Annotated in this window: 19 protein-coding genes, 1 tRNA gene and 1 riboswitch; of the genes, 18 read left to right on the plus strand and 2 right to left on the minus strand. The window is 71.7% G+C overall.

Features of this window, described 5'->3' with window-relative positions; translation table 11 throughout:
- The first annotated feature begins 328 nt into the window (after window positions 1–328).
- The 15 genes from mfd to ABZY20_RS33230 all read left to right on the plus strand — a co-directional run bounded on the left by mfd (window position 329) and on the right by ABZY20_RS33230 (window position 19,625).
- Window positions 329–3,862: a transcription-repair coupling factor gene (gene mfd, locus ABZY20_RS33160; protein WP_356446561.1), complete on the plus strand. Its 3,534-nt coding sequence runs from the start codon at window positions 329–331 to the stop codon at window positions 3,860–3,862.
- 177 nt (window positions 3,863–4,039) lie between these two features.
- Window positions 4,040–4,774, plus strand: coding sequence for an HNH endonuclease family protein (locus ABZY20_RS33165; RefSeq protein WP_356446651.1), 735 nt, complete (start codon window positions 4,040–4,042; stop codon window positions 4,772–4,774).
- Window positions 4,775–4,915: 141 nt separating this feature from the next.
- Window positions 4,916–5,545, plus strand: a complete 630-nt coding sequence (locus ABZY20_RS33170; protein WP_356446563.1) for a hypothetical protein — start codon at window positions 4,916–4,918, stop codon at window positions 5,543–5,545.
- Between the two features lie 38 nt (window positions 5,546–5,583).
- Window positions 5,584–7,083, plus strand: coding sequence for a protein kinase (locus ABZY20_RS33175; protein WP_356446653.1), 1,500 nt, complete (start codon window positions 5,584–5,586; stop codon window positions 7,081–7,083).
- Between the two features lie 142 nt (window positions 7,084–7,225).
- Window positions 7,226–7,873 (plus strand): SurA N-terminal domain-containing protein, encoded by a 648-nt coding sequence (locus tag ABZY20_RS33180; protein ID WP_356446565.1) that lies wholly within the window; start codon window positions 7,226–7,228, stop codon window positions 7,871–7,873.
- A 73-nt stretch (window positions 7,874–7,946) separates the two neighbouring features.
- Entirely contained in the window at window positions 7,947–9,002 is a 1,056-nt protein-coding gene (locus ABZY20_RS33185) for a nucleoside triphosphate pyrophosphohydrolase (RefSeq protein ID WP_356446567.1), read from the plus strand.
- Window positions 8,999–10,288 carry a cytochrome P450 gene (locus ABZY20_RS33190; RefSeq protein WP_356446569.1) on the plus strand — a complete coding sequence of 430 codons (1,290 nt, stop codon included), beginning with the start codon at window positions 8,999–9,001 and terminating at the stop codon, window positions 10,286–10,288. The genes ABZY20_RS33185 and ABZY20_RS33190 overlap by 4 nt, the downstream gene beginning before the upstream one ends.
- Before the next feature lie 141 nt (window positions 10,289–10,429).
- Window positions 10,430–11,428, plus strand: a complete 999-nt coding sequence (locus tag ABZY20_RS33195; protein ID WP_356446570.1) for a transglycosylase family protein — start codon at window positions 10,430–10,432, stop codon at window positions 11,426–11,428.
- 228 nt (window positions 11,429–11,656) lie between these two features.
- A riboswitch (cyclic di-AMP (ydaO/yuaA leader) is annotated at window positions 11,657–11,823 on the plus strand.
- A 4-nt stretch (window positions 11,824–11,827) separates the two neighbouring features.
- Window positions 11,828–12,535 carry a transglycosylase family protein gene (locus tag ABZY20_RS33200; RefSeq protein WP_356446571.1) on the plus strand — a complete coding sequence of 236 codons (708 nt, stop codon included), beginning with the start codon at window positions 11,828–11,830 and terminating at the stop codon, window positions 12,533–12,535.
- A 248-nt stretch (window positions 12,536–12,783) separates the two neighbouring features.
- Window positions 12,784–14,064, plus strand: a complete 1,281-nt coding sequence (eno, locus tag ABZY20_RS33205) for a phosphopyruvate hydratase (protein WP_356446573.1) — start codon at window positions 12,784–12,786, stop codon at window positions 14,062–14,064.
- A gap of 111 nt (window positions 14,065–14,175) precedes the next feature.
- The gene (locus tag ABZY20_RS33210) at window positions 14,176–14,658 is read left to right on the plus strand and encodes a septum formation initiator family protein (RefSeq protein ID WP_356446574.1); all 483 of its coding nucleotides are present in this window, start codon (window positions 14,176–14,178) and stop codon (window positions 14,656–14,658) included.
- A gap of 28 nt (window positions 14,659–14,686) precedes the next feature.
- Entirely contained in the window at window positions 14,687–15,217 is a 531-nt protein-coding gene (locus ABZY20_RS33215; RefSeq protein ID WP_356446575.1) for a DUF501 domain-containing protein, read from the plus strand.
- Window positions 15,214–16,155, plus strand: coding sequence for a Ppx/GppA phosphatase family protein (locus tag ABZY20_RS33220; protein WP_356446576.1), 942 nt, complete (start codon window positions 15,214–15,216; stop codon window positions 16,153–16,155). Before ABZY20_RS33215 ends, ABZY20_RS33220 begins: the two co-directional genes overlap by 4 nt.
- Before the next feature lie 421 nt (window positions 16,156–16,576).
- Entirely contained in the window at window positions 16,577–17,965 is a 1,389-nt protein-coding gene (locus tag ABZY20_RS33225; RefSeq protein ID WP_356446577.1) for an NAD(P)/FAD-dependent oxidoreductase, read from the plus strand.
- 352 nt (window positions 17,966–18,317) lie between these two features.
- Window positions 18,318–19,625, plus strand: a complete 1,308-nt coding sequence (locus ABZY20_RS33230) for a class I SAM-dependent methyltransferase (protein WP_356446579.1) — start codon at window positions 18,318–18,320, stop codon at window positions 19,623–19,625.
- 75 nt (window positions 19,626–19,700) lie between these two features.
- On the opposite strand, the gene ABZY20_RS33235 is transcribed toward ABZY20_RS33230, so the two are convergent.
- Together ABZY20_RS33235 and ABZY20_RS33240 are read right to left on the minus strand one after the other, a co-directional pair.
- A complete protein-coding gene (locus ABZY20_RS33235) occupies window positions 19,701–22,235 on the minus strand; it encodes an FtsX-like permease family protein (RefSeq protein WP_356446581.1) in 2,535 nt (844 codons plus the stop codon).
- Between the two features lie 37 nt (window positions 22,236–22,272).
- Window positions 22,273–23,043 carry an ABC transporter ATP-binding protein gene (locus ABZY20_RS33240; protein ID WP_356446582.1) on the minus strand — a complete coding sequence of 257 codons (771 nt, stop codon included), beginning with the start codon at window positions 23,041–23,043 and terminating at the stop codon, window positions 22,273–22,275.
- A gap of 462 nt (window positions 23,044–23,505) precedes the next feature.
- Here ABZY20_RS33240 and ABZY20_RS33245 point away from each other — a divergent pair.
- The 3 genes from ABZY20_RS33245 (at window position 23,506) to ABZY20_RS33255 (ending at window position 26,025) form a co-directional block, all read left to right on the plus strand.
- Window positions 23,506–23,589 (plus strand) — tRNA-Leu (locus ABZY20_RS33245).
- Between the two features lie 134 nt (window positions 23,590–23,723).
- Window positions 23,724–24,899 (plus strand): 4-hydroxybenzoate 3-monooxygenase, encoded by a 1,176-nt coding sequence (locus tag ABZY20_RS33250; protein ID WP_356446584.1) that lies wholly within the window; start codon window positions 23,724–23,726, stop codon window positions 24,897–24,899.
- Window positions 24,900–25,116: 217 nt separating this feature from the next.
- Window positions 25,117–26,025 carry a Bax inhibitor-1/YccA family protein gene (locus ABZY20_RS33255; protein WP_356446586.1) on the plus strand — a complete coding sequence of 303 codons (909 nt, stop codon included), beginning with the start codon at window positions 25,117–25,119 and terminating at the stop codon, window positions 26,023–26,025.
- The last annotated feature ends 7 nt before the right edge of the window (window positions 26,026–26,032 follow it).

A 26,032-nucleotide genomic window follows, 5' to 3' on the forward strand; every position in this document is an offset into this window, starting at 1 on the left:
GGCCGTTTTAAGGCCCTCCAGGCCTTCGCGCGGTTGTCGCCGCTCGGTTCCGGCACCCTGCCGTCACCCACCGCACCGGGGGGTTGGGGGGGGCCCGGCGCCGGCAAGTCCTGGACTTCCCGGCGCCGGGCGCTGTCATGAGCCGGAAGCCCCGCCTCCCGTCCGGCCGGTGCGGGCTGGCACCCCGCGCGGGGCGTTGTCCACAGCACACCCGGGCGTTGTCCACAGCCCCGGCGCACGGCCGCGCGGCGTCGTACGCTGGAGACCCCCGGCCCGCGGCGCGCGTCGGGCCCGTCGTGTTGCCCATCCTGGACGGAAAACACCCCTCATGAGCCTGCACGGTCTGCTCGACGCCGTCGTCAAGGACGCCGCCCTCGCGGAAGCGATCAAAGCGGCCGCAGACGGCAACCGCCTGCACGTCGACCTGGTCGGCCCCCCTGCGGCCCGCCCCTTCGCGGTCGCCGCCCTGGCCCGCGACACGGGCCGCCCGGTGCTGGCGGTCACGGCCACGGGCCGCGAGGCGGAGGACCTGGCCGCCGCCCTGCGCTCCCTGCTCCCGCCCGAGGAGGTCGTGGAGTACCCGTCCTGGGAGACCCTCCCGCACGAGCGGCTCAGCCCCCGCAGCGACACCGTCGGGCGCCGCCTCGCCGTGCTGCGCCGCCTGGCCCACCCCCGCCCCGACGACCCCGAGACCGGCCCCGTCTCCGTGGTCGTGGCGCCCGTGCGCTCGGTGCTCCAGCCACAGGTCAAGGGCCTGGGCGACCTGGAGCCCGTCTCCCTGAGGCAGGGGCAGAGCGTCGACCTGGGAGAGGTCGTCGAGGCCCTGGCGGCCGCGGCGTACGCGCGCGTGGAGCTGGTGGAGAAGCGCGGCGAGTTCGCCGTGCGCGGCGGCATCCTCGACGTGTTCCCGCCCACCGAGGAGCACCCCCTGCGTGTCGAGTTCTGGGGCGACGACGTCGAGGAGATCCGCTACTTCAAGGTCGCCGACCAGCGCTCCCTGGAAGTCGCCGAGCACGGCCTGTGGGCCCCGCCCTGCCGCGAACTGCTCCTCACCGAGGACGTCCGCGCCCGCGCCCGTGCCCTGGCCGAACAGCACCCCGAGCTGGGCGAACTGCTCGGCAAGATCGCCGAGGGGATCGCCGTCGAGGGCATGGAGTCCCTCGCCCCGGTCCTCGTGGACGACATGGAGCTGCTGCTCGACGTGCTGCCCAAGGGCGCCATGGCCCTGGTGTGCGACCCGGAGCGGGTCCGCACGCGCGCGTCGGACCTCGTGGCCACCTCGCAGGAGTTCCTGCAGGCCTCCTGGGCGGCCACCGCGGGCGGCGGCGAGGCGCCCATCGACGTCGGCGCGGCCTCCCTGTGGTCCCTCGCCGACGTCCGGGACCGGGCCCGCGAGCTGGACATGATGTGGTGGTCGGTGTCGCCGTTCGCCGCCGACGAGGAACTGGACGCGGACACCCTCAAGCTCGGCATGCGCGCGCCCGAGACCTACCGCGGGGACACCGCCAAGGCCCTCGCCGACACCAAGGGCTGGCTCGCCGACGGCTGGCGCACGGTCTTCGTCACCGAGGGCCACGGCCCCGCGGCCCGCACGGTCGAGGTGCTGGGCGGCGAGGGCATCGCCGCCCGCCTGGCCCAGGACCTCGCCGAGATCTCCCCGTCGGTCGTGCACGTGGCGTGCGGCTCGATCGAGCACGGCTTCGTGGACCCGGCGCTCGGACTCGCCGTGCTGACGGAGACCGACCTCACCGGCCAGAAGGCGTCCGGCCGCGAGGGCGCCCGCATGCCGGCCCGCCGCCGCAAGACCATCGACCCGCTCACCCTGGAGCCGGGCGACTACATCGTCCACGAACAGCACGGCGTGGGCCGCTACATCGAGATGGTGCAGCGCACCGTGCAGGGCGCCACCCGCGAGTACCTGGTCGTGGAGTACGCCCCCGCCAAGCGCGGCCAGCCCGGCGACCGCCTCTACATCCCCACCGACCAGCTGGAGCAGATCACCAAGTACGTCGGCGGCGAGGCCCCGACCCTGCACCGCCTCGGCGGCGCCGACTGGACGAAGACCAAGGCCCGCGCCAAGAAGGCCGTCAAGGAGATCGCCGCCGACCTCATCAAGCTCTACAGCGCGCGCATGGCGGCCCCGGGGCACGCGTTCGGGCCGGACACCCCCTGGCAGCGCGAGCTGGAGGACGCCTTCCCGTACGCGGAGACGCCCGACCAGCTCACCACGATCGCCGAGGTCAAGGAGGACATGGAGAAGTCGGTCCCGATGGACCGCCTGATCTGCGGCGACGTCGGCTACGGCAAGACCGAGATCGCCGTGCGGGCCGCCTTCAAGGCCGTCCAGGACGGCAAGCAGGTGGCCGTCCTGGTGCCCACGACGCTGCTGGTGCAGCAGCACTTCGGGACGTTCAGCGAGCGGTACGCGCAGTTCCCGGTGAAGGTGCGGGCCCTGTCCCGCTTCCAGACCGAGACCGAGGCCAAGGCGGTCCTGGAGGGCCTGCGCGAGGGCTCGGTCGACATCGTCATCGGCACGCACCGGCTGTTCTCGTCCGAGACGAAGTTCAAGGACCTGGGCCTGGTCATCGTCGACGAGGAACAGCGCTTCGGCGTCGAGCACAAGGAGCAGCTGAAGAAGCTGCGCGCCAACGTCGACGTGCTGACGATGTCCGCGACGCCCATCCCGAGGACCCTGGAGATGGCCGTCACCGGCATCCGCGAGATGTCGACGATCACCACCCCGCCGGAGGAGCGCCACCCGGTGCTCACCTTCGTCGGCCCCTACGAGGAGAAGCAGATCGGCGCCGCCATCCGCCGCGAACTGCTGCGCGAGGGCCAGGTCTTCTACATCCACAACCGCGTGGAGTCCATCGACCGCGCTGCGGCCCGGCTGCGCGAGATCGTCCCCGAGGCGCGCATCGCCACCGCGCACGGGCAGATGTCGGAGTCGGCGCTGGAGCAGGTCGTCGTCGACTTCTGGGAGAAGAAGTTCGACGTGCTGGTGTCCACGACGATCGTGGAGTCCGGCATCGACATCTCCAACGCCAACACCCTGATCGTGGAGCGCGGCGACAACTTCGGCCTCAGCCAGCTCCACCAGCTGCGCGGCCGGGTGGGGCGTGGCCGCGAGCGCGGCTACGCCTACTTCCTGTACCCGCCGGAGAAGCCGCTGACGGAGACCGCGCACGAGCGGCTCGCCACCATCGCCCAGCACACCGAGATGGGCGCCGGCATGTACGTCGCCATGAAGGACCTGGAGATCCGCGGCGCGGGCAACCTCCTCGGCGGCGAGCAGTCCGGTCACATCGCGGGTGTGGGCTTCGACCTGTACGTCCGCATGGTCGGCGAGGCCGTCGCGGACTACCGGCGCCAGCTGGAGACCGGCGAGATCGAGGAGGAGCAGCCGCTCGAGGTCAAGATCGAGCTGCCCGTCGACGCGCACGTCCCGCACGACTACGCGCCCGGCGAGCGCCTGCGCCTGCAGGCGTACCGCGCCATCGCCTCCGCCAACTCGGAGGAGGACATCAAGGCCGTACGCGAGGAACTCGTCGACCGCTACGGCAAGTTGCCCGAGCCGGTGGAGAACCTGCTGCTCGTCGCGGGCCTGCGCATGTTCGCGCGCGCGTGCGGCGTCGGCGAGATCGTGCTGCAGGGCAGCAACATCCGGTTCGCGCCGGTGGAGTTGCGCGAGTCGCAGGAGCTGCGGGTCAAGCGGCTCTACCCCGGCGTCGTCATCAAGCCGGCCGCGCACCAGGTGCTGGTGCCGCGCCCGAAGACCGCGAAGGTCGGCGGGAAGCCGCTGGTCGGGCGGGAGTTGCTGGCGTGGGTCGGGGAGTTCCTGACGTCGGTGCTGGGGTCCTGACCCGGACCGCCGGCGTACGGGGCACCCGGCCGGTGCCCCGTACGCCCCGGTGTGCTCCGGTCCTCCCCCTCGCTACGGTGGGACCGGGCACAGGCCGTCCCCGCGGGGCGGTACGGGAAGACAGGGGAGGGGCGCAGCGTGACGCGTCTGAGGGGCGGGGCGGCGCTGGCCGCCGCGATGGTGGTGGCCGGAGCGGCACTGACGGGCTGCGAGGGCCTGGCCCCGCCGGCGGACGGCAACTCCCCCGGATCCGGCGCCCCGGCTGCCGGTGACGGCCGGGCCGTGAGCCCGCTGGACAACCCCGACGGCACGAAACCGGGCCTGGCGGCGGTCACCTCCGGCGGCGACAAGGCGCGGGCGCGTGAGCTGATCGGGAAGGTGGCGACGAAGGGCCGCGGCCCCAGGACGGGCTACGACCGCGACGAGTTCGGCTACGCCTGGATGGACTCGGCACCGCACGACGTCCCCTACGCGCGCAACGGCTGCGACACCCGCAACGACGTGCTCAAGCGGGACGGTCTCGACCTGCGCTTCAAGTCGGGCTCGGACTGCGTCGTCGCCTCGATGACGCTGCACGACCCGTACACCGGCCGGGAGATCGAGTGGACCAAGTCCCGCGCGGCGAAGGTCCAGATCGACCACGTCATGCCGCTGTCCTACGACTGGCAGATGGGCGCCTCGCGCTGGACGGAGGACAAGCGGGAGTCCATCGCCAACGACCCGCTCAACCTCGTCCCGGTGGACGGCCCCACCAACAGCGCGAAGGGCGACTCCGGCCCGGCGTCCTGGCTGCCCCCGGACAAGCGGATCCGCTGCGCCTACGCGGTGCGCTTCGCCCAGGTGTCCCTGAAGTACGACCTCCCGGTGACGACGGCCGACAAGGAGATGATGCTGCGGCAGTGCGGCGGGTGAGACCGCACGACGTGATCAGCACGACAACGGTTCGGTACAACCCGTGACGTGCCGCCCGTGTCGGGCTATACGCTCGGATCCCCAACGGGCACTGTCACTCGCACACTCGTCCCCATCGGCTACACCGGTCCAGGAGCAGTCATGTACGGCCACGGCGCGCCGCCGCCTCCCCGCAGCGCGGCAACGGTCATCTCCCTGCGCGTGCTGTTCGCGGCCGCCGGTGTCCTCAGCTGCGGCCTGCTGGCCTGCGCACCGCTGTTCCGGGTGGCCGTCCTGCGGGGGCGGGCCCTGGACTGGGCGGCGGCCTGGGTCAGTCTGCCCCTGTCCATCGCGTGCTTCTCGGTGGTCGGCGCGCTGCCGGAGGAGGACTTCCGGACCGACATCGCGGTGGCCGTGATCCTGCTGCTCGGCGCCGCCAGCTCCGTCTACTTCCTGGTCGTGGACATCAGCCGGCACGGCGAGCGGCGGCAGTTCGCCGCCTACCCGCCGTCGCCGCACGCCTCGACGGCCGTCCACACCCCGTACGGCTACCCGCAGCCGGCGCCGCCCTACGCCCCCTCCTCCACCCCCGTCCCGCAGCCCCCCGCGCCCCACCCCCACACCCCCTCCCCGCACAGCGCCACGACACAGGTCCCGGGCCAGGTCCCGCCGCCCCCGCAGCGCCCCGCCCCGGCCCGCATCGACCAGGTCCGCGCCGAACTCGACGAGCTCAGCGACTACCTGCGCCGGCACGAGGGCGAAGGCCGAGGAGAAGGCCAGGGCGAAAGGTGACCGCGGCGGCAGGACGTGTCGTCGCCGGCCGCTACGAGCTGTCCTCGCTGCTCGGGCAGGGCGGCATGGGACAGGTCTGGACGGCGTACGACCAGCGCCTCGACCGGCGCGTGGCGGTGAAGCTGCTGCGTCCCGACAAGGTGGCCGGCCAGGACGCGGAGGAGCTGCGCCGCCGTTTCGTGCGCGAGTGCCGGGTGACCGCCCAGGTCGACCACCCCGGGCTCGTCACCGTGCACGACGCGGGCAGTGAGGGCGAGGAGCTGTTCCTCGTCATGCAGTACATCGACGGCGCCGACCTCGCCGACCATCTCGCCGAGCACGACCCGTACCCCTGGCAGTGGGCGGTCGCGGTCGCCGCGCAGCTGTGCGCCGTACTGAGCGCCGTGCACGCCGTGCCGATCGTCCACCGCGACCTCAAGCCGCGGAACGTGATGGTGCGGCAGGACGGCACGGTCTCCGTCCTCGACCTCGGCGTCGCCTCCGTGATGGACGCCGACACCACCCGCCTGACCCACACCGGCACCCCCATCGGCTCGCCCGCCTACATGGCCCCCGAGCAGGCGATGGGCGGCGCGGTCGGCCCGTACACCGACCTCTACGCCCTCGGTGTGCTCCTGCACGAACTGCTCAGCGGCGACGTGCCCTTCTCCGGCTCCACGGCCCTCGGCGTGCTGCACCGGCACCTGTACGAGCCGCCGGTGCCGGTACGCCGGCTGCGCCCCGAGGTCCCCGAGGCCCTGGAGGCCCTCGTGCTGCGCCTGCTCGCCAAGGACCCGCAGCACCGCCCCGCCTCCGCGCAGGAGGTCCACGAGCACCTGGAGCTGCTCCTGCCCGGGCGCGGCACGCCCACCGGAGCGCCCCTCGACCCCACCCGCCCCTTCCTGCGCCCGCACGCCCCCTGGCCCGACCGGGCCCGCACCCCCGCCCCGCAGCCGGCGCCGCCCGCCGCGCCCGTCACCGGCACCGCGGGCACGACGGACATCGCCCGCGCCGTCGACGAGGTCAAGCGGCTGCTCGGGGAGGGCCGGGTCACCCAGGCCGTCGACATCCTCGGCGCGATCCTGCCCGTCGCGGCGGAACGGCACGGCGAGCACTCCCCGGTCGTCCGCACCCTGCGCAAGCAGTACGCGGCCACCCTCCTCGACGACGGCCAGTACCGGCGCGCCCTGCCCGAGCTGCGCCGCCTCGCGGACGAACGGGCCGCCGAGGCCGGCCAGGCCGACCCGCAGTCCCTGCGCTTCCGCTACGAGGCCGCCCAGTGCCTCGAACAGCTGGGCGAACCGGCCGCGGCGCTCGCCGAATACCGGGCGGTGCTGCCGTACTACGAGAACCAGTACGTCGCCGCCGGCGGCCCCGAGCTGGCGCACGACGTCCGCCGCCGCATCGGGCTGCTCCTGCTCGCCCTCGGCGACCGCGGCGCCGCCCACGACACCCTGGCCCGGCTGCTGCACGACGTGGAGCGCACCCACGGCCACGGGCACCCGCTCGGCGCGGAGATCCGCAGGACGCTGCACTGGCTGGGGCAGGTCCGCGGCTGACGACGCCCCGGGGCGGCGTGCGGCGGTGCCGGAACCGGCGGTGAATCGTTGGTCGAATGGGTTGGCCAGAGGCTGGTCACTGCCTACCATCGATCATCGCAAGACCTTGTGCACCGTCGCACAATCTCCTCAGGAGGTCTCCTTGCACCGCCGCCGTCGCTCCGCGCTCGTCCTCACCGCCGCGATCGCCGCCGCGGCGCCCTTGCTCACCGCCTGCGGGAACGACGCGCACCCCGGCGCGGCCGCCGTGGTCGGCGGGCAGCGCATCACCGTCTCCCAGCTGGAGGACCGGGTCGGCGAGGTGCGCGCGGCCCAGCGGGCCGCCGTGCGGGACGACGCCCAGTACCAGCAGGTCATCGCCCGCACCGGCACGCTCACCCGGGACACGCTGCAGACCATGGTCCTCGACCGGGTGCTGCACCGCGCCGCCGAGGACGCCGGGGTGAGCGTCAGCCGCAAGGAGGTCCAGCAGATGCGCTCGGGCCTGGAGGAGCAGGCCGGCGGCCGCGAGGCGCTGGAGACGACCTGGCTGCAGCAGTACGGCATCCCGCCCAAGCGCCTCGAGGAGAACCTCCGCCTCCAGCTGGAGGCCCAGAAGCTCGCCGAGAAACTGGGCACCGACACCGGCCGCCCCGAGTTCTGGAAGGCCCTGTCCGACGCCTCCAGGGAACTGAACGTCGACCTCAACCCCCGCTACGGCACCTGGGACGTGCAGAAGAGCAGCCGCGCCGACGCCAAGACGCCCTGGGTGCGGGACGTGACGACGGCGCAGGCACCGCAGTCCATGTAGGGCCCACCGGTACGGGCGCCGGTGCCCGGGGACGACCTCCGGCCCGGCCGGCGGCGTGGGATAGCTTCGGACCGTGAACGCCAACAGCCCCGAAGCCGTCCCGGGCCCCGGGCGGACCGCCCCCGGCGCGGCCGCCGGCCCCGGCCGTATCGTCCTGCTCACCACCAGCCACCGCGTCGCCCCCGGCCTGCTCTCCTGGCCCGCCTGGCAGGCCGTGCGGGCGGCCGACCGGGTGCTGTGCGCGGACGGGGCGCATCCGCAGCTGCCGTACCTGCGCGAGGCGGGCGCGGCCGTCGAGGAGACCTCCCCGACGGCCCAGGAGCTGGTCGACGCCTGCGCCGGCGGCCGCACGGTGGTGGTCGTGGCCACCGGCGAGGGCGAACCCGCCCTGACGGACGGCCTCGCGCGTCTCGCCGGCGGCGGCCGTACCGCGATGCCCGAGCTGGAGCTGCTCCCCGCCTCCTACGACCTGCCGGGCGCCCGTCTGCTCGACCTCGTCCAGGTCATGGACCGCATCCGCGCCGAGTGCCCCTGGTCGTCCCGGCAGACCCACGAGGGCCTGGCCAAGTACGGCATCGAGGAGGCCTACGAGCTGGTCGAGGCGATCGAGGAGGGCGACCGGGACGAACTGCGCGAGGAGCTCGGTGACGTCCTCCTCCAGGTCGTCTTCCACGCGCGCATCGCCGAGGAGGACCCGCAGGCGCCCTTCTCCGTCGACGACGTGGCGGGAGGCATCGTCGCCAAGCTGATCCACCGCCACCCGCACGTCTTCGGCGACGCGACGGCCACCACCCCCGAGGAGGTCAAGGAGCACTGGCTGCGCACCAAGGCCGTCGAGAAGCGCCGCAGCTCGATCACCGAGGGCATCCCGCTCGGCCAGCCGGGTCTGGCCCTGGCCGCCAAGCTCGCCTCCCGGGTCCGCACCGCCGGTCTCGACCTGCCGCTGCCGCGGGTCGAGGGCATCGGCTACGACCTGCTCGCCCTGGCGGTCCGCGCCGAGGCGGAGGGCGTCGACCCGGAGGCGGCCCTGAGGGCGGCGGCCCGGGCGTACCGGGACGCGATCAGGCAGGCGGAGACGGGCGGACCCCCACCGGGCGGCGGCGGGGAGCCGGATACGGTCGGGGAGTGACCGACCAGCCCCAGCCCAGCACGCCCGCTCCCGAGCTGTTCACGTGGGAGTTCGCGAGCAACCCCTACCCCGCCTACGCCTGGCTCCGCGAGCACAGCCCCGTCCACCGGACGCGGCTGCCCAGCGGGGTGGAGGCCTGGCTGGTCACGCGGTACGCCGACGCCAAGCAGACCCTCGCCGACCACCGGCTCTCTAAGAACCCCGCGCACCACGACGAGCCCGCGCACGCCAAGGGCAGGACCGGGATCCCCGGGGAGCGCAAGGCCGAGCTGATGACGCACCTGCTGAACATCGACCCGCCCGACCACACGCGGCTGCGGCGGCTGGTGGCCAAGGCGTTCACGCCCCGCCGGGTCGCCGAGTTCGCGCCGCGGGTGCAGGAGCTGACGGACGGGCTCATCGACGCCTTCGCCGGGCAGGGCTCCGCCGACCTGATCCACGACTTCGCCTTCCCGCTGCCCATCTACGCCATCTGCGACCTGCTCGGCGTCCCCCGCGAGGACCAGGACGACTTCCGGGACTGGGCGGGCATGATGATCCGTCACCAGGGCGGGCCGCGGGGAGGTGTCGCCCGCTCGGTGAAGAAGATGCGCGGCTACCTCGCCGACCTCATCCACCGCAAGCGCGAGGCGCTCCCCGATGAGCCCGGTCCGGGCGAGGACCTCATCTCCGGCCTCATCCGCGCCTCCGACCACGGCGAGCACCTCACCGAGAACGAGGCCGCGGCGATGGCCTTCATCCTGCTGTTCGCCGGTTTCGAGACGACCGTGAACCTGATCGGCAACGGCACCTACGCCCTGCTCACCCACCCCGGGCAGCGCACCCGCCTGCAGCGGTCCCTCGCCGCGCGCGAGACCGCCCTCCTGGAGACGGGCGTCGAGGAACTCCTGCGGTTCGACGGCCCCGTCGAGCTCGCCACCTGGCGTTTCGCCACCGAGCCGCTCACCCTCGGCGGGCAGCGCATCGAGGCGGGCGACCCCGTCCTGGTCGTCCTGGCCGCCGCCGACCGGGACCCGGAGCGGTTCGCCGACCCGGACGTGCTCGACCTCTCCCGCCGCGACAACCAGCACCTCGGCTACGGCCACGGCATCCACTACTGCCTGGGCGCCCCGCTCGCCCGCCTGGAGGGCCGCACCGCCCTCGCCACGCTCCTCACCCGCCTGCCCGACCTCCGCCTCGCGGTGGACCCGGCCGAGCTGAGATGGCGCGGCGGTCTCATCATGCGCGGGCTGCGCACCCTGCCGGTGGAGTTCGCACCCGTCACCACGACACGGCCGGGAACGTGACGAAACCTCAACTCTGTGATCTTCACGTGATCTGCGCGGCATGAACTTGTGACAAGTGATCGTCTGCCGATACGTTCACCCATCAACGCGGGCCGAGCACTCGATCCGCGTCGATCACTGCTGTCTCCGAAAGGTCTCCGCATGCTCTCCGGGAACGGTCGGCACCGTCGCCCCCGCCAGGCTCCGGCTCTCCTCGTCGCGGCCGGAGTGACCGGCTCCGCCATCGCGATCCCGCTCCTCGGAGCCTCCGGCGCCAGCGCGGCAGACGGCACGGCCTGGGACCGGGTCGCGGACTGCGAGACCGGCGGCGCCTGGAGCCAGAACAGCGGCAACGGCTACTACGGCGGCCTCGCCATCTCCCAGGAGGACTGGGAGAAGCACGGCGGCCTCGACTACGCCGCCAGCGCCGACCTGGCCAGCCGCTCCCAGCAGATATCCGTGGCCGAGAGAATCCTCGCCGACCAGGGGGTCGGCGCGTGGCGCACCTGCGGGCTGCTCTCCGGCCTCGAGCAGGGCAAGGGCTCCGGTTCGGCCGACGACTCCGGTTCCTCCGGTTCCTCCGAGTCGTCCGCATCCACGGATGCGCCCGGTTTGCTGGAAACGTCCGAGTCGTCCCCTTCGCCGACTCCCTCGTCGTCACCGTCGTCTGACGTGGAGTCGGCCTCTCCGGACCAGGGTGACGAAAGCGGCGAAAGCGCCAAGTCCGACAAGTCGTCCGGTGTGGCCGAGTCCGCGCCGCAGGGGGAGCAGACCCAGGGCGAGGGATCCGCGCCGGCCGGCTCCGGCGGTGACGAGTCCGCCAACGCGCAGGCGCCCGAGGGCTCTTCGGCGCCCGCCGGTACCGGCTCCGGCCGCCACCGCGGCCCCAGCGCCGACGAGAACACCGAGCCGGCGGACGGCCGTACGGACGAGTCGTCGGGCCGCCACGCCTCGCGCGGCGACGGCGCCTCCCGCGACGCGGCCGACGGCTCCTACACCGTGCGCTCCGGCGACACCCTCTGGTCCATCGCCGACTCCCTTGACCTGAGCGGCGGATGGCGTGCGCTCTACACCGGCAACAGGGAGACCGTCGGCGCCGACCCGAACCTCATCCGCCCCGGTCAGACGCTCACGACAGAGGGCGAAGCGGACGGCGAGTAGCCGTTCGGGCAGTGCGGATACGGGGGCGGAAGTCACCCCGAAACGGCGCGAGTTCACGTCATGTTTCGCGGCTAATGTCCCGTATGGGGCCGGTGAGAGATAGATCTCAGAAGCCCTGATCGTCTTTGAAAATCGGTGGATCGCGTGTCTACGGTCGTGACCGCTCGCCATCGCGGGCCCCGGCTGCCGCAACGCCGAATCCTGCCAGCGGCCGCACGGGAACAGTCGTCGCGTCAAGCGCCGTAGGCAGGAGCGGGGGACCCAAGGTAGGTGCCCGACCGGCTTGTTGCGCCGGAAGGGCTAGGGGTGAAGCCGCGTCCCGTCAGGGACGCGGCCGGGCAACTCAACCGGCCCGAACCCGACAGCTCACCTCGCAGGCGTCGGTGAGGGGATCCATCCATGCTGTTTTCCAGCAAGGGCAAGCACCGCCGTCCGTCCAAGGCCACCCGTGCCATCGCCGTCGCCGGTGTGGCCGGTGCCGCCGTCGCCGCCCCGCTGATGGCGGCCGGCAACGCCTCCGCCGCCACCGCCTCCGAGTGGGACGCCGTCGCCCAGTGCGAGTCCGGCGGCAACTGGTCCATCAACACCGGCAACGGCTACTACGGCGGTCTGCAGTTCTCCGCCTCCACCTGGGCCGGCTACGGCGGCACCAAGTACGCCTCCACCGCCGACCAGGCCACCAAGGCCCAGCAGATCGAGATCGCGGAGAAGGTCCTCGCGGGCCAGGGCAAGGGCGCCTGGCCGGTCTGCGGCAAGGGCCTGTCGAGCGCCGGCTACACCGGCGGCGGCTCCACCGACTCCGGCAGCTCCTCGCAGAGCCAGAGCCAGAGCCAGAGCCAGCAGAGCACCGAGACCCGCTCGAGCCAGGAGCAGCCGGCCTCCCGCTCCGAGGAGCGTCCGGCCGCGAAGAAGACCGTCACCACCCCGACCGGCAAGAAGGTCGAGAAGGGCGACGGCGAGTACAAGGTCGTCAAGGGCGACACCCTGAGCTCGATCGCGGCCGACGAGAAGGTCAAGGGCGGCTGGGAGAAGCTCTTCGAGCTGAACAAGGACATCGTCCAGGACGCCAACCTCATCTACCCGGGCCAGCAGCTGCACCTGAAGTAGGCAGCGGCCCGCCCAGGGCCGGCTCCCCGCCCCGGCGCGTCATCCCCCGTACGCGCCGGGGCGGGGTTTTTCGGCAACCGGCTTTGTTCCGTTCGGAAACAATTTACTCTCGGTTCTGTCCATGGGGTGGGCGACCCGGTGGCCGATCGCCGCGAGCCGGTTAGGCTCATGTCGCGAGCCACCGCGGCCCGCACCGCGCAGGGCCCGAGCGGCCCGCGTACCCGCGTCACATCAAGAAGGAGATGCTCGTGCCGTCCATCGACGTCGTCGTAGCCCGGGAAATCCTGGACTCCCGAGGCAACCCCACGGTCGAGGTCGAGGTCGGCCTCGACGACGGCAGCACGGGTCGTGCCGCCGTCCCGTCCGGCGCCTCGACGGGCGCCTTCGAGGCCATCGAGCTCCGCGACGGCGACTCGAACCGTTACCTCGGCAAGGGTGTGGAGAAGGCCGTCCTCGCGGTCATCGAGCAGATCGGCCCGGAGCTGGTCGGCTACGACGCCACCGAGCAGCGCCTGATCGACCAGGCCATGTTCGACCTGGACGCCACCGACAACAAGGGCTCCCTCGGCGCCAACGCCATCCTCGGCGTCTCGCTCGCCGTGGCCCACGCCGCCTCCGAGGCCAGCGACCTGCCGCTGTTCCGCTACCTGGGCGGCCCGAACGCGCACCTGCTGCCGGTGCCGATGATGAACATCCTGAACGGCGGCTCGCACGCCGACTCCAACGTGGACATCCAGGAGTTCATGATCGCCCCGATCGGCGCGGAGTCCTTCTCCGAGGCGCTGCGCTGGGGCGCCGAGGTCTACCACACGCTGAAGAAGGTCCTGAAGAGCAAGGGCCTGGCCACCGGCCTCGGCGACGAGGGCGGCTTCGCCCCGAACCTGGGCTCCAACCGCGAGGCCCTCGACCTCATCCTCGAGGCGATCAAGGAAGCCGGCTACACCCCCGGCGAGCAGATCGCCCTGGCGCTCGACGTGGCCGCCTCCGAGTTCTACAAGGACGGCGTCTACACCTTCGAGGGCAAGGAGCGCTCGGCGGCCGAGATGACCGAGTACTACGCGGAGCTCGTCGACGCGTACCCGCTCGTCTCCATCGAGGACCCGCTGTTCGAGGACGACTGGGACGGCTGGAAGACCATCACCGACAAGCTCGGTGACAAGGTCCAGCTCGTCGGCGACGACCTGTTCGTCACCAACCCCGAGCGCCTCGCCCGCGGCATCGAGGAGGGCGCCGCCAACGCGCTGCTCGTGAAGGTGAACCAGATCGGCTCGCTCACCGAGACCCTGGACGCCGTGGAGCTGGCCCAGCGCAACGGCTTCAAGTGCATGATGTCCCACCGCTCCGGCGAGACCGAGGACGTCACCATCGCCGACCTGGCCGTCGCCACCAACTGCGGCCAGATCAAGACCGGCGCCCCGGCCCGCTCCGAGCGCGTCGCCAAGTACAACCAGCTGCTGCGCATCGAGGAGATCCTCGACGACGCCGCGGTGTACGCCGGCCGCAGCGCGTTCCCGCGCTTCAAGGGCTGACCGCAAAAGGCCCGACCCGTTCGAGGCAGCGTCGTACGTACGTCCCCGTACCCGGTCCCGTACCGTGTCCGGGGACGTACGCGCGTATGACGGCGGAGCGGAGGCGGCGAGATGGCAGTGAAGGACCGGGACCGGTTCTCCACCGCGACCAGGATCCGGCTGCTCGGTGAGCAGACCGCGGCCCGGGTCTACCGCTCCCAGACCAAGCGGCAGGCCCGCCGCTCCCGGCTGACCGGCCGGGCCGCCCTGCTGGCCCTGGTGATGTGCTCGCTGATCGTGGCCCTGGCCTATCCGATGCGGCAGTACGTCTCCCAGCGCGCCGAGATCGAGGACCTGCAGCGCGAGCAGCAGCAGGCCCGCCAGCGCGTCGAACGGCTGCGCGACATGAAGGCGCGCTGGCAGGACGACGCCTACGCCGAGCAGCAGATCCGGCAGCGGCTGCACTACGTCATGCCGGGGGAGACGGGCTTCATCGTCGTCGACCCGCACGCGGCGCGGCAGTCGCGCACCTACCTCGGGGCGGCCGACCGCCCCTGGTACGCGAACGTCTGGGACGGAGTCGACAAGTCCGACGCCTCCGCCCCGTCACAGTGACCCCAGAGAAGGACACCTGAAGACAGTCATGGAAACGCCCCCGCCGACCACCCCGCGCACCGAGCCCAGCGAGGCCGACGTCGAGGCCTTCAAGCAGCAGCTCGGCCGGCCGCCGCGCGGTCTGCGCGCGATCGCGCACCGGTGCCCGTGCGGGCAGCCGGACGTCGTCGAGACGGCCCCGCGGCTGCCGGACGGGACGCCGTTCCCCACGCTGTACTACCTGACGTGCCCGAAGGCGAACTCCGCGATCGGCACGCTGGAGGCGAACGGCGTGATGAAGGAGATGACCGAGCGGCTCGCCTCGGACCCGGAGCTGGCGGCGGCGTACCGGGCGGCGCACGAGGACTACGTCCGGCGCCGTGACGAGATCGAGGAGCTGAAGGGCTTCCCGAGCGCGGGCGGCATGCCGGACCGGGTGAAGTGCCTGCACGTGCTGGTGGCGCACTCGCTGGCCGCCGGGCCGGGGGTGAACCCGCTCGGGGACGAGGCGATCGCGATGCTGCCCGAGTGGTGGCGCAAGGGCCCGTGCGTGACGGCCGCCGAGGAGGACGCCCAGTGACCCGTGTCGCCGCCGTGGACTGCGGTACGAACTCCATCCGGCTGCTGGTCGCCGACGCCGACCCGGCGACCGGCGAGCTGGTCGACCTGGACCGCCGCATGACGATCGTGCGGCTCGGACAGGGCGTCGACCGCACCGGCCGGCTCGCCCCGGAGGCGCTCGAGCGGACCTTCGCGGCGTGCCGCGAGTACGCCGCGGTCGTCAAGGAGCACGGGGCGGAGCGGCTGCGGTTCGTGGCGACCTCCGCCTCCCGGGACGCCGAGAACCGCGACGAGTTCGTGCGCGGGGTGCTGGACATCCTGGGCGTCGAGCCGGAGGTGATCACCGGGGACCAGGAGGCCGAGTTCTCCTTCACCGGCGCGACCAGGGAACTGGCGGGGCGGGACCACCTGCCCAGGCCCTACCTGGTGGTGGACATCGGCGGCGGCTCGACCGAGTTCGTCGTCGGCGACGACCGGGTGCGCGCGGCGCGCTCGGTGGACGTCGGCTGCGTCCGCATGACCGAGCGGCACCTGGTCCGCGACGGGGTGGTGGGCGACCCGCCCTCCGAGGAGCAGATCGCCGCGATGCGGGCCGACATCGAGGCCGCCCTGGACCTCGCCGAGGAGACGGTCCCGCTGCGCGAGGCACGGACGCTGGTGGGCCTGGCCGGGTCCGTGACGACCGTGTCGGCGATCGCCCAGGAGCTGCCGGAGTACGACTCGGCCGCCATCCACCACTCCCGGGTCTCCCGCGAGAAGGTCCGGGAGATCACCGACTGGCTGCTGCACGCCACGCACGCCGAGCGCGCGGCCGTGCCCTCCCTGCACCCGGGCCGGGTCGACGTGATCGGGGCGGGGGCGCTCGTCCTGTTGTCGATCATGGAGCGGATCGGGGCGGAGGAGGTCGTCGTGAGCGAGCACGACATCCTCGACGGCATCGGGTGGTCGGTGGCCTAGCCCGCTTCTGAGCAGGCATGGATCACGAATGAGCGCCTCCCGGGGGTCCCTGCGGGGCCCTCGGTGACCGTCCGCCGGAAAAGTTCGTGAAGTTCTTCACAAGGAATTCGGCCCTCCCGGGGGACGGGAAGGGCCCCGTTGACCCGTCCGGGGGCCGAACGGCCCTTTGAACACGTTCAGAAGCATGGTATGGAGGGGTTCGGGAGGGTGCCCGCCCCCGCCTCACGCGGACCCCTCACGGAGGCCTCCACGCGACAGAGAGGCAGCTCACGCGGCATTGACAACGGCTGGCCGTGCACAAACGCTCCCGGTTGTCACCATGACATGGATCACGTGGGCGGCGGAGGATAGCACACCCCCTCGACAACCTTGTGAAGGGGCGCACGAGCTACCCCCCCGAACCGGGTGGATACTCGATGGCATGAGCACCACGGAGCGTCCCAGGATCCTCGTAGTAGGCGGTGGGTACGTAGGCCTGTACGCAGCTCGGCGCATTCTCAAGAAGATGCGTTACGGCGAGGCGACCGTCACGGTCGTCGACCCCCGGTCGTACATGACCTACCAGCCCTTCCTCCCCGAAGCCGCCGCCGGCAACATCTCCCCGCGCCACGTCGTCGTCCCGCTGCGACGCGTGCTGCCCAAGGCGGAGGTCCTCACCGGCCGGGTCACCACCATCGACCAGGACCGCAAGGTCGCCACGGTCTCCCCGCTGGTCGGCGAGGCCTACGAGCTGCCCTTCGACTACCTGGTCGTCGCCCTCGGCGCGGTCTCCCGCACCTTCCCGATCCCCGGCCTCGCCGAGCAGGGCATCGGCATGAAGGGCATCGAGGAGGCCATCGGCCTGCGCAACCACGTCCTCGAGCAGCTCGACAAGGCCGACTCCACCACGGACGAGGAGATCCGCCGCAAGGCGCTCACGTTCGTGTTCGTGGGCGGCGGGTTCGCCGGTGCCGAGACCATCGGCGAGGTCGAGGACATGGCCCGCGACGCGGCGAAGTACTACAAGAACGTGTCCCGCGAGGACATGCGCTTCATCCTGGTCGACGCCGCCGACAAGATCCTCCCCGAGGTCGGCCCCAAGCTCGGCAAGTACGGCAAGGAGCACCTCGAGGGCCGCGGTGTCGAGGTCTACCTGTCGACCTCCATGGACTCCTGCGTGGACGGCCACGTGGTGCTGAAGAACGGCCTCGAGGTCGACTCCAACACCATCGTCTGGACCGCCGGCGTCAAGCCCAACCCGGTCCTGTCCCGCTACGGCCTGCCCCTCGGCCCGCGCGGTCACGTCGACTGCCAGCCGACGCTCCAGGTCAAGGGCACCGACTACATCTGGGCCGCCGGCGACAACGCCCAGGTGCCGGACCTCGTCGGCCGCAAGGCCGGCAACGAGAACGCCTGGTGCCCGCCGAACGCCCAGCACGCGCTGCGCCAGGCCCGGGTCCTCGGCGACAACGTCCTGTCCGGCATGCGGGGCTTCCCGCAGAAGGACTACTCGCACGCCAACAAGGGCGCGGTGGCCGGCCTCGGCCTCCACAAGGGCGTCGCGATGATCGTCATGGGCAAGATGAAGATCAAGCTCAAGGGCCGTCTCGCCTGGTACATGCACCGTGGCTACCACGGCCTGGCGATGCCGACCTGGAACCGCAAGATCCGCGTCTTCGCCGACTGGACCCTCGGCATGTTCCTCAAGCGCGAGGTCGTCTCGCTCGGCGCCATCGAGACGCCGCGCGAGGAGTTCTACGAGGCCGCCAAGCCGGCCCCGGTCGCCGCAGCGCCGAAGGAGAAGACCGAGGAGAAGGCCAAGGCCTCCTGACCTCGGCACCGCTCCCCGTCTGACCGAAGACCGAAGACCGAAGGGCCTCCCACCGTCCGTGGTGCGGGAGGCCCTTCGGCGTGCGCGGCCGGGCGCGCCCGGCGAAGCTCACGGCGGCCCGGTTCATCTTCGGGACGTGGGAAGTGAGGCTTCCGGGCGCCCCGGGCGCCGGGTGCTGAGCCGATCGACCGGGACGGTGTTCACCCTCCCAGGGTTTGCCCAGTCGTGACGCGCGTGGGGGACTGCGCCGGGGCCGCGCAGGTGTTTACGTGGTGTCGGACATTCCGGGATTCCCCTCCCCAAGCCCTCGACTTCGCTCGAGCAGGGGATGCTCCTATCGGAGGTGTACACCATGGCAGACGCCGCGCAGCGGCTGCAGGGCCTCTTCGCACAGATGCTGGGAGCACCGCTTCCGGTGCGCATCCGCGCCTGGGACGGTTCGCAGGCGGGTCCGCCGGGCGCGCCGACCCTGGTCGTACGCAACCGGCGCGCCCTGCGCCGCCTGCTGTGGAAGCCGGGCGAACTGGGCCTGGCCCGCGCCTGGGTGGCGGGCGACCTGGACATCGACGGCGACCTCTACACCACGCTCGACCTGCTGGCCGGCCTGGTCTGGGAGCGCGGCGAGGACGCCCGCACCCTCACCCAGGCCCTGCGCGAACCGGAGGTCCGCGCCGCCGTCCGCGGACTCGTCCGGCTCGCCGGATCCCCGCTGCCGCCCGCCCCGCCCCGCGAGGAGGCCCGCAGCCCCCGCCGCCACCTGCACACCAAGCGCACCGACCGGCGGGCCATCAGCCACCACTACGACGTCGGCAACGACTTCTACGAGATCGTCCTCGGCCCGTCCATGGTGTACTCCTGCGCCTACTGGCCGGACCCGGACGCCACCCTCGAACAGGCCCAGCACGACAAGCTCGAACTCGTCTGCCGCAAGCTCGCCCTGAGCCCCGGTCAGCGGCTGCTCGACGTCGGCTGCGGCTGGGGCTCGATGGCCGTCCACGCCGCCCGCGAGCACGGCGCCCACGTCGTCGGCGTCACCCTCTCCCAGGAACAGGCCGCCTACGCCCGCAAGCGCGTCGCCGACGCGGGCCTCACCGACAAGGTCGAGATCCGCGTCCAGGACTACCGCGACGTCCGCGACGGACCCTACGACGCGATGTCCTCCATCGGCATGGCCGAACACGTCGGCGCCGACCGCTACCTGGAGTACGCCGCCGACCTGCACGACCTGCTCAGACCCGGCGGCCGGCTGCTCAACCACCAGATCGCCCGCCGCCCCCGGCGGGACGAGGACGCCTACCTCGTCGACCCCTTCATCGACTCCTACGTCTTCCCCGACGGCGAACTGCAGCCCATCGGCACGACCGTCGCGCAGCTGGAGCGCGCCGGGTTCGAGGTGCGCGACGTCGAGTCGCTGCGCGAGCACTACGCCCTGACCCTGCGCCGCTGGGTCACCCGCCTGGAGGCCGGCTGGCAGCGTGCCGTCGAGCTCAGCGGCCCCGGCCGCGCCCGCGTCTGGCGCCTCTACATGGCCGCCTCCGCCCTCGCCTTCGAACGCAACCGCATCGGCGTCAACCAGGTCCTCGCCGTCCGGACGCCGGACTCGGGCGCCTCCGGGATGCCGTTGCGGGCCCGCACCTGGGGTGCGCCCGGCCGCGGTTGATCCCGGCGCAGCGGGAAGGGCCGGGCTCCCCGTGACGGGGGACCCGGCCCTTCGGTGTGCCGCGGTGCGGCGAGGTCACTCGGCCTTGATGGCGTTCAGCATGTTCAGCCGGGCGGCGTTGCGGGCCGGCCACATCGCGGCCAGGACGCCGACCAGACCGGCCAGCACCAGGAAGATCCCGATGCGGTCCCAGGGCAGGACCAGCGCGTAGCCCGGGATCTCGTCCGCGAAGGTCTCACCGATCGCCCAGCCGAGGAACGCCCCGAGACCGATGCCGACGACCGCGCCGAACACCGAGATGACCACGGCCTCCAGCCGGACCATCCGCTTCACCCGGCGCCGGTCCAGACCGATGGCGCGCAGCATGCCGATCTCCTGCTGCCGTTCGAAGACCGACATCGCGAGGGTGTTGACGACGCCCAGCACCGCGATGATCAGGGCCATCGCCAGCAGGCCGTACATGACGTTCAGCAGGGTGTTGATGGCGCCGCCGAACTCGTTGCGGATGTCCTGCTTGTCCATCACGGTGATCGCCGGGTTGTCGCCCAGCGCGTCGATGAGGACCTTCTCGTTCGCCGCGCTCTGACCGCCGTCGATCTTCACGAAGATCTGCCGGATGGACGGCTTCGTCTCGTGCCGGTCCACGACCTTCCGGTCGATGAGCACGGGGGAGAGGAACTCGCTGTCCTTGTAGACGGCGCCGACCGTCAGCGTGGCCTTCTTGTCGTCGCCGAAGGTGACGAGGAGGGTGTCGCCGGTCTTCCAGCCCCTGCTCTTCGCCGTCTTCTCGGCGACCGCGATGCGGCCCTCGGCGAGCGAGTCCGCGCTGCCGCTGACCACGTCGACGGTCAGGACCTTCTCGATGTCGCCCGGGGTGACCGCCGAGGCGGACACGTAGTCGTCGCCGTCGACCTGGACGTAGGCGTCCTGCTGCGGCGAGACCGCGGCCACGCCCTTCGCCTTCTGCAGCGCCGACAGCGCCGACCGGTCCAGGTCACCGCCGTTGGCCATCGAGACCATGTAGTCGGCCTTGATGTTGTCGGTGGTCATCTTGTCGATGGCCGTGCCGACCGTGACGCCGAGCACCGACAGGCCGGTCACCAGCGTCAGCCCGATCGCCAGGGCCGAGGCGGTGGCGCCGGTGCGGCGGGGGTTGCGGACGGCGTTCTGGCCGGCCAGCTTGCCCGCCACCCCGAAGGGGCCGACGAGCAGCGGGCGGACGAGCGCGATCACGGGCCGGGACAGCAGCGGGATCAGGATGATCACGCCGATCAGTGCGAGGAACGCGCCCGCCCCGATGTACATGCGGCCGTCGTCGCCGCCGGTCGAGGCACCCGCCACGATCCCCACCGCGCCCAGGGCGGTGACGGCCGCGCCGATGGAGTTGCGCAGCACCAGCGACTTGGTGGTGGCCACCGCGTGGACACTGTTCATGGCCGCCACCGGCGGGATCTTCGCGGCCCGGCGGCCGGGCAGCCAGGCGGCGAACACCGTGATCAGCACGCCCACCGCGAGAGCCGCGAGCACCGGGGTGGCGGACAGGACCAGCGGACCGTCCGGCATCTTCATGTCGAACGCGGCCATGCCGGAGCGCAGTCCGACGGCCAGGCCGATGCCGAGCACGAAGCCGACGGCCGAGGCGACCAGACCCACCAGCGCGGCCTCGGCGAGCACCGAGCGGGTGATCTGCCTGCGGGACGCGCCGACCGCGCGCATCAGGGCGATCTCCTTGGTGCGCTGGGCGACCAGCATCGTGAAGGTGTTGGAGATGAGGAAGATCCCGACGAAGAGCGCGATGCCCGCGAAGCCGAGCAGGACCTGCTTGAGGTTGCCCATGCCCTGTTCGATCTGCTCGGCCTGCTCGTCGGCGAGTGCCTGGCCGGTGCGGGCCTCTGCCGTGTCCGGCAGCAGCGGCCTGACCGCGTCCAGGATCCGCGTGTCGTTCGCGCCGGGGGCGGCGGTGACGGTGGCGCTCTCGAAGTAGCCCGGCTTGAGGTACTGCTTCTGGGCGACGGCGGTGTCGAAGAGGACGAGGCTGCCGCCGGCGTTGACGGCGCCGTCCTCGGTGGTGAACACGCCGCTGAGGGTGTACTCCTTCACCGGGCCGTTGGTCGCGACGCGCACCCGGTCGCCGACCTGGTACTCGCCCTTGGCGGCGGACTCCTCGTCCAGGGCGATCTGGTCGTCCTTCACCGGGCCGGAGCCGTCGGTGAACGTGTAGGCGGCGTCCTTGCCGTCCTTGCCGGGGGCGAAGTTGGAGCCCTTGTTGGACCAGCCGACGCCGATCAGCTTGCCCTCGGGGTCGGCGACCCCGGCGAAGCCCTCGACGCGGCCGTACACCCCGGCGACGCCGTCCACGGCGGCTATCTCGTCGAGGACCTTGCCGGTCAGGCCGGGCACCTGTTCGGGATCGTCCGGGTCGGCGTACGCGGTGACGGAGACGGCGACGTCGTCGTAGCTCTTGGCCGACTGGTTGCGGAAGGCGTGGGAGAGGGTGTCGGCGAAGACCAGGGTGCCCGAGACGAAGGCGACGCCGAGCATCACGGCGAGCACGGTCATCAGCAGCCGGGCCTTGTGCGCGAGGACGTTGCGCAAGGCGGTACGGAACATGGTGGCGTTTCTCAGTCCTGTCGGTCCTGACGGGGGATCAGCTGGTGCGGCCCTTGGCGTCGAACGCCTTCATGCGGTCCAGGACCGACTCGGCCGTCGGGCGGTGCATCTCGTCGACGATCCGGCCGTCCGCCAGGAAGACCACCCGGTCCGCGTAGGCCGCGGCCACCGGGTCGTGGGTCACCATCACCACCGTCTGGCCCATCTCCCGCACGGAGTTGCGCAGGAAGCCCAGCACCTCGGCGCCGGAGCGGGAGTCGAGGTTTCCGGTGGGCTCGTCCCCGAAGATGATCTCGGGCCGGGAGGCCAGCGCCCGGGCCACGGCGACGCGCTGCTGCTGGCCGCCGGAGAGCTGGGAGGGCCGGTGGCCCAGCCGGTCGGCCAGCCCGACCATGCCGATGACGGAGTCCAGCCACTGCTTGTCCGGCTTGCGGCCCGCGATGTCCATCGGGAGGGTGATGTTCTCCAGGGCCGTCAGGGTCGGCAGCAGGTTGAACGCCTGGAAGATGAAGCCGATCTTGTCCCGGCGCAGCTTGGTGAGCTGCTTGTCCTTCAGGGAGCCCAGCTCGGTCTCGCCGATGCGCACCGACCCGGAGGAGAAGGTGTCGAGACCGGCCACGCAGTGCATCAGGGTCGACTTGCCGGACCCGGAGGGGCCCATGATCGCGGTGAACTCGGCCTGCCGGAAGTCGATGGAGACCCGGTCCAGGGCGACCACCTGGGTCTCACCCTGCCCGTAGATCTTCGACAGATCCGTGGCGCGCGCGGCCACGGTGGTGGCCCGGTCGGCGAGGGATGCGGTGGTCACGGGATGGCTCTCCTGACGGACGGCGATGTTCTGGAAGGACGTGTTCCATCGTCCGGGGCGCGCACCGCCGTGTAGTCACCCGTTGTTCCGGTTCTGAGGGGCGACTCCGGTCTGACCCGGCGGCGCGGTGTCATACCTGGGAATGACGAACGCCCCCGAGGGGTCCGGCTTCCGGGCGGGTGCGTGGACGCTTCTCGGCCACGCGGGATGCGCCGGTGAGGTGAACGCGGGTGCCCAGGTGTCGAGAACAGGTGGAGTGCCCTCGTTCAGACGGTGAAATTCCGTCATTCCGCATACGCGGCCGACCGCCGCACGCAAGGCTATTGGCAAGTGCGGATGGCCTGTTCCGAGTGCTGATGCACCCTCAGACGTCAATAAAATAAGACAACATCGGTCCGTGCTTCCGCTGTTCGGGGGATGCGTCCCGATAGTCTCGGAACCTCGATGCGGAGCCCATGGCCTGCCCGGATGGTGGAATGCAGACACGGCGAGCTTAAACCTCGCTGCCCCTTCGCGGGCGTGCCGGTTCGAGTCCGGCTCCGGGCACTCCGATCCCTGTGTGCTCCATTGAGAACTTCACGGCGTGCCCGTTGACAGTGGCCGTGTGCCGTCAGAAACTCACATCCGAGAAGAGTGAAATATTTTTCACCTGGCGAACACGGATGAGAAGAGGTCGCCCGATGCGCACCACCGTCGGCATCATCGGAGCCGGACCCGCCGGCCTCCTCCTCGCCCGGCTGCTCCACGACGCCGGCATCGACGCGGTCGTCCTGGAGAGCCGCGACCGCGACTACGTCGAGCGGCGGCAGCGCGCCGGGATCCTGGAGCAGGGCACCGTCGACGTGCTCCGCGCGGCCGGAGCCGGGGAGCGCATGGACCGCGAGGGGCTGCGCCACGACGGCATCGAACTCCGCTTCGACCGCCGGCGCCACCGTGTCGACTTCCCCGCCCTCACCGGCGGCCGGTCCGTGACGGTCTACGCCCAGACCGAGGTGTGCAAGGACCTCATCGCCCTCCAGCTGGAGGAGGGCGGCCCGCTGCTGTTCGAGGCGGAGGCACTGGCCGTCGAGGACGCGGACACCGCCACCCCGCGGATCCGCTTCCGGCGCGGGGGCCGCGAGGAGGTCCTGGAGTGCGCGTACGTCGTGGGGTGCGACGGGTTCTGGGGCGTGGCCCGCCGGGCGATCCCGGCCGCACTGACCCGGGTCTTCGAACGGACGTACCCCTTCGGCTGGCTCGGCATCCTCGCCGACGTGCCCCCCTCGCACGACGAACTGGTCTACGCCCGCCACGACCGCGGCTTCGCGCTGCTCTCCATGCGCTCACCGTCGGTCTCCCGCCTCTACCTCCAGGTGCCCGACGGCACCGACGCCGCGTCCTGGGGCGACGAGGAGATCTGGGACGAGCTGGAGCGCCGCTTCGAGACCGCCGACGACTGGCGGCTGGAGCGCGGCCCGATCACCCAGAAGTCCGTCACGCCGATGCGCTCCTACGTCCACGAGCCCATGCGCCACGGCCGCCTCTTCCTCGCCGGCGACGCCGCGCACATCGTGCCGCCGACCGGCGCCAAGGGGCTGAACCTCGCCGTCGGCGACGTCGTGACCTTCGCGCGGGCACTCGTCCACCAGGAGCGGACCGGCTCACCGGAGCTGCTCGACGCCTACTCCGATACCTGCCTGCGCCGGATCTGGCAGGCCGAGCGCTTCTCCTGCGACATGACGGCCCTGCTGCACCGGGCACCCGGAGCGACGCCCTTCGAGGACCGGCTCCAGCTGGCCCGGCTGGAGCGGATCGCCTCCTCCCGCGCCGCCGAGGCCGACCTGGCCGAGGCGTACACGGGCTTCCCGTTCGGGTGAGGTGAACACGGCAGGAGCGGGTACTCGCCGCAAGGTCGCGGACGTGTCGCGGTCCGGTCATGAATCAGCCCCTCCGATGTGGGGAATCAACGGGCCGCGTAGCGTGTTGCGCAGCACGACGAGGGAAAGATCCTCCCCAAGCACTAGGGTCATTCCTTTGCCTACCTATTACTCTTGAGCCAAGGCCACGCACGGTGGCTGGCCATGGAGGAGTGAAATGAGGAGCAGAAACCCGGTCTTCTCGCGACGGGGGTTCAGCCGCGACAACGGCTACGCGGGCTTCAACACCGCGCCGCAGGCCGGGGGTCCCGCTGTCGCCACGCAGGGCAACCCGTACGCGCAGCCGACTGGCAACCAGTACGCGCAGAACCCGTACGCGCAGAACCCTTACGCCCAGCAGGACCTGCAGTACGGCGCGCCGCCGCAGGCCCCGGCCACCACCGGCCGGATGACCATCGACGACGTCGTGCTGCGCACGGCGAGCACGCTCGGTGTGCTCGTCGTCACCGCCGCGCTCTCCTGGGCCCTGCTGCCGATCGACGACGCCAACATCGGCCGGAGCTACGGCATCGGTATCGGCGCCGCCCTGATCGGCATGGTCCTGGCGCTCGTGCAGTCCTTCAAGCGCAAGGCCTCGCCCGCGCTGATCCTGACGTACGCCGCGTTCGAGGGTGTCTTCCTCGGCGTCGTGTCCAACATCGTCGACAACCGCATCGCCGACGGCGCCGCCATGCAGGCGGTGATCGGCACCATGGCGGTCTTCGCCGGTGTGCTGGTCGCCTACAAGGCCGGCTGGATCCGCGTCAACCGCCGCTTCTACGGCTTCGTGATGGCGGCCGCGCTCGGCTTCGTCCTGCTGATGATGGTGAACCTGCTGTTCGCCGTGTTCGGCGGCGGTGACGGCCTCGGCTTCCGCAGCGGTGCGCTGGGCGTGATCTTCGGCGTCATCGGCATCATCCTGGGCGCCTGCTTCCTCGCCCTGGACTTCAAGCAGGTCGAGGACGGCATCGCCTACGGTGCCCCGCGCGAGGAGGCGTGGTTCGCGGCCTTCGGCCTCACGCTGACCCTCGTGTGGATCTACCTGGAGTTCCTGAGGCTCATCTCGATCCTCAACAGCAACGACTAGTCGCAGA

The sequence above is a fragment of the Streptomyces sp. NPDC006624 genome (genome assembly GCF_040611555.1).
Taxonomy (GTDB): Bacteria; Actinomycetota; Actinomycetes; order Streptomycetales; family Streptomycetaceae; genus Streptomyces.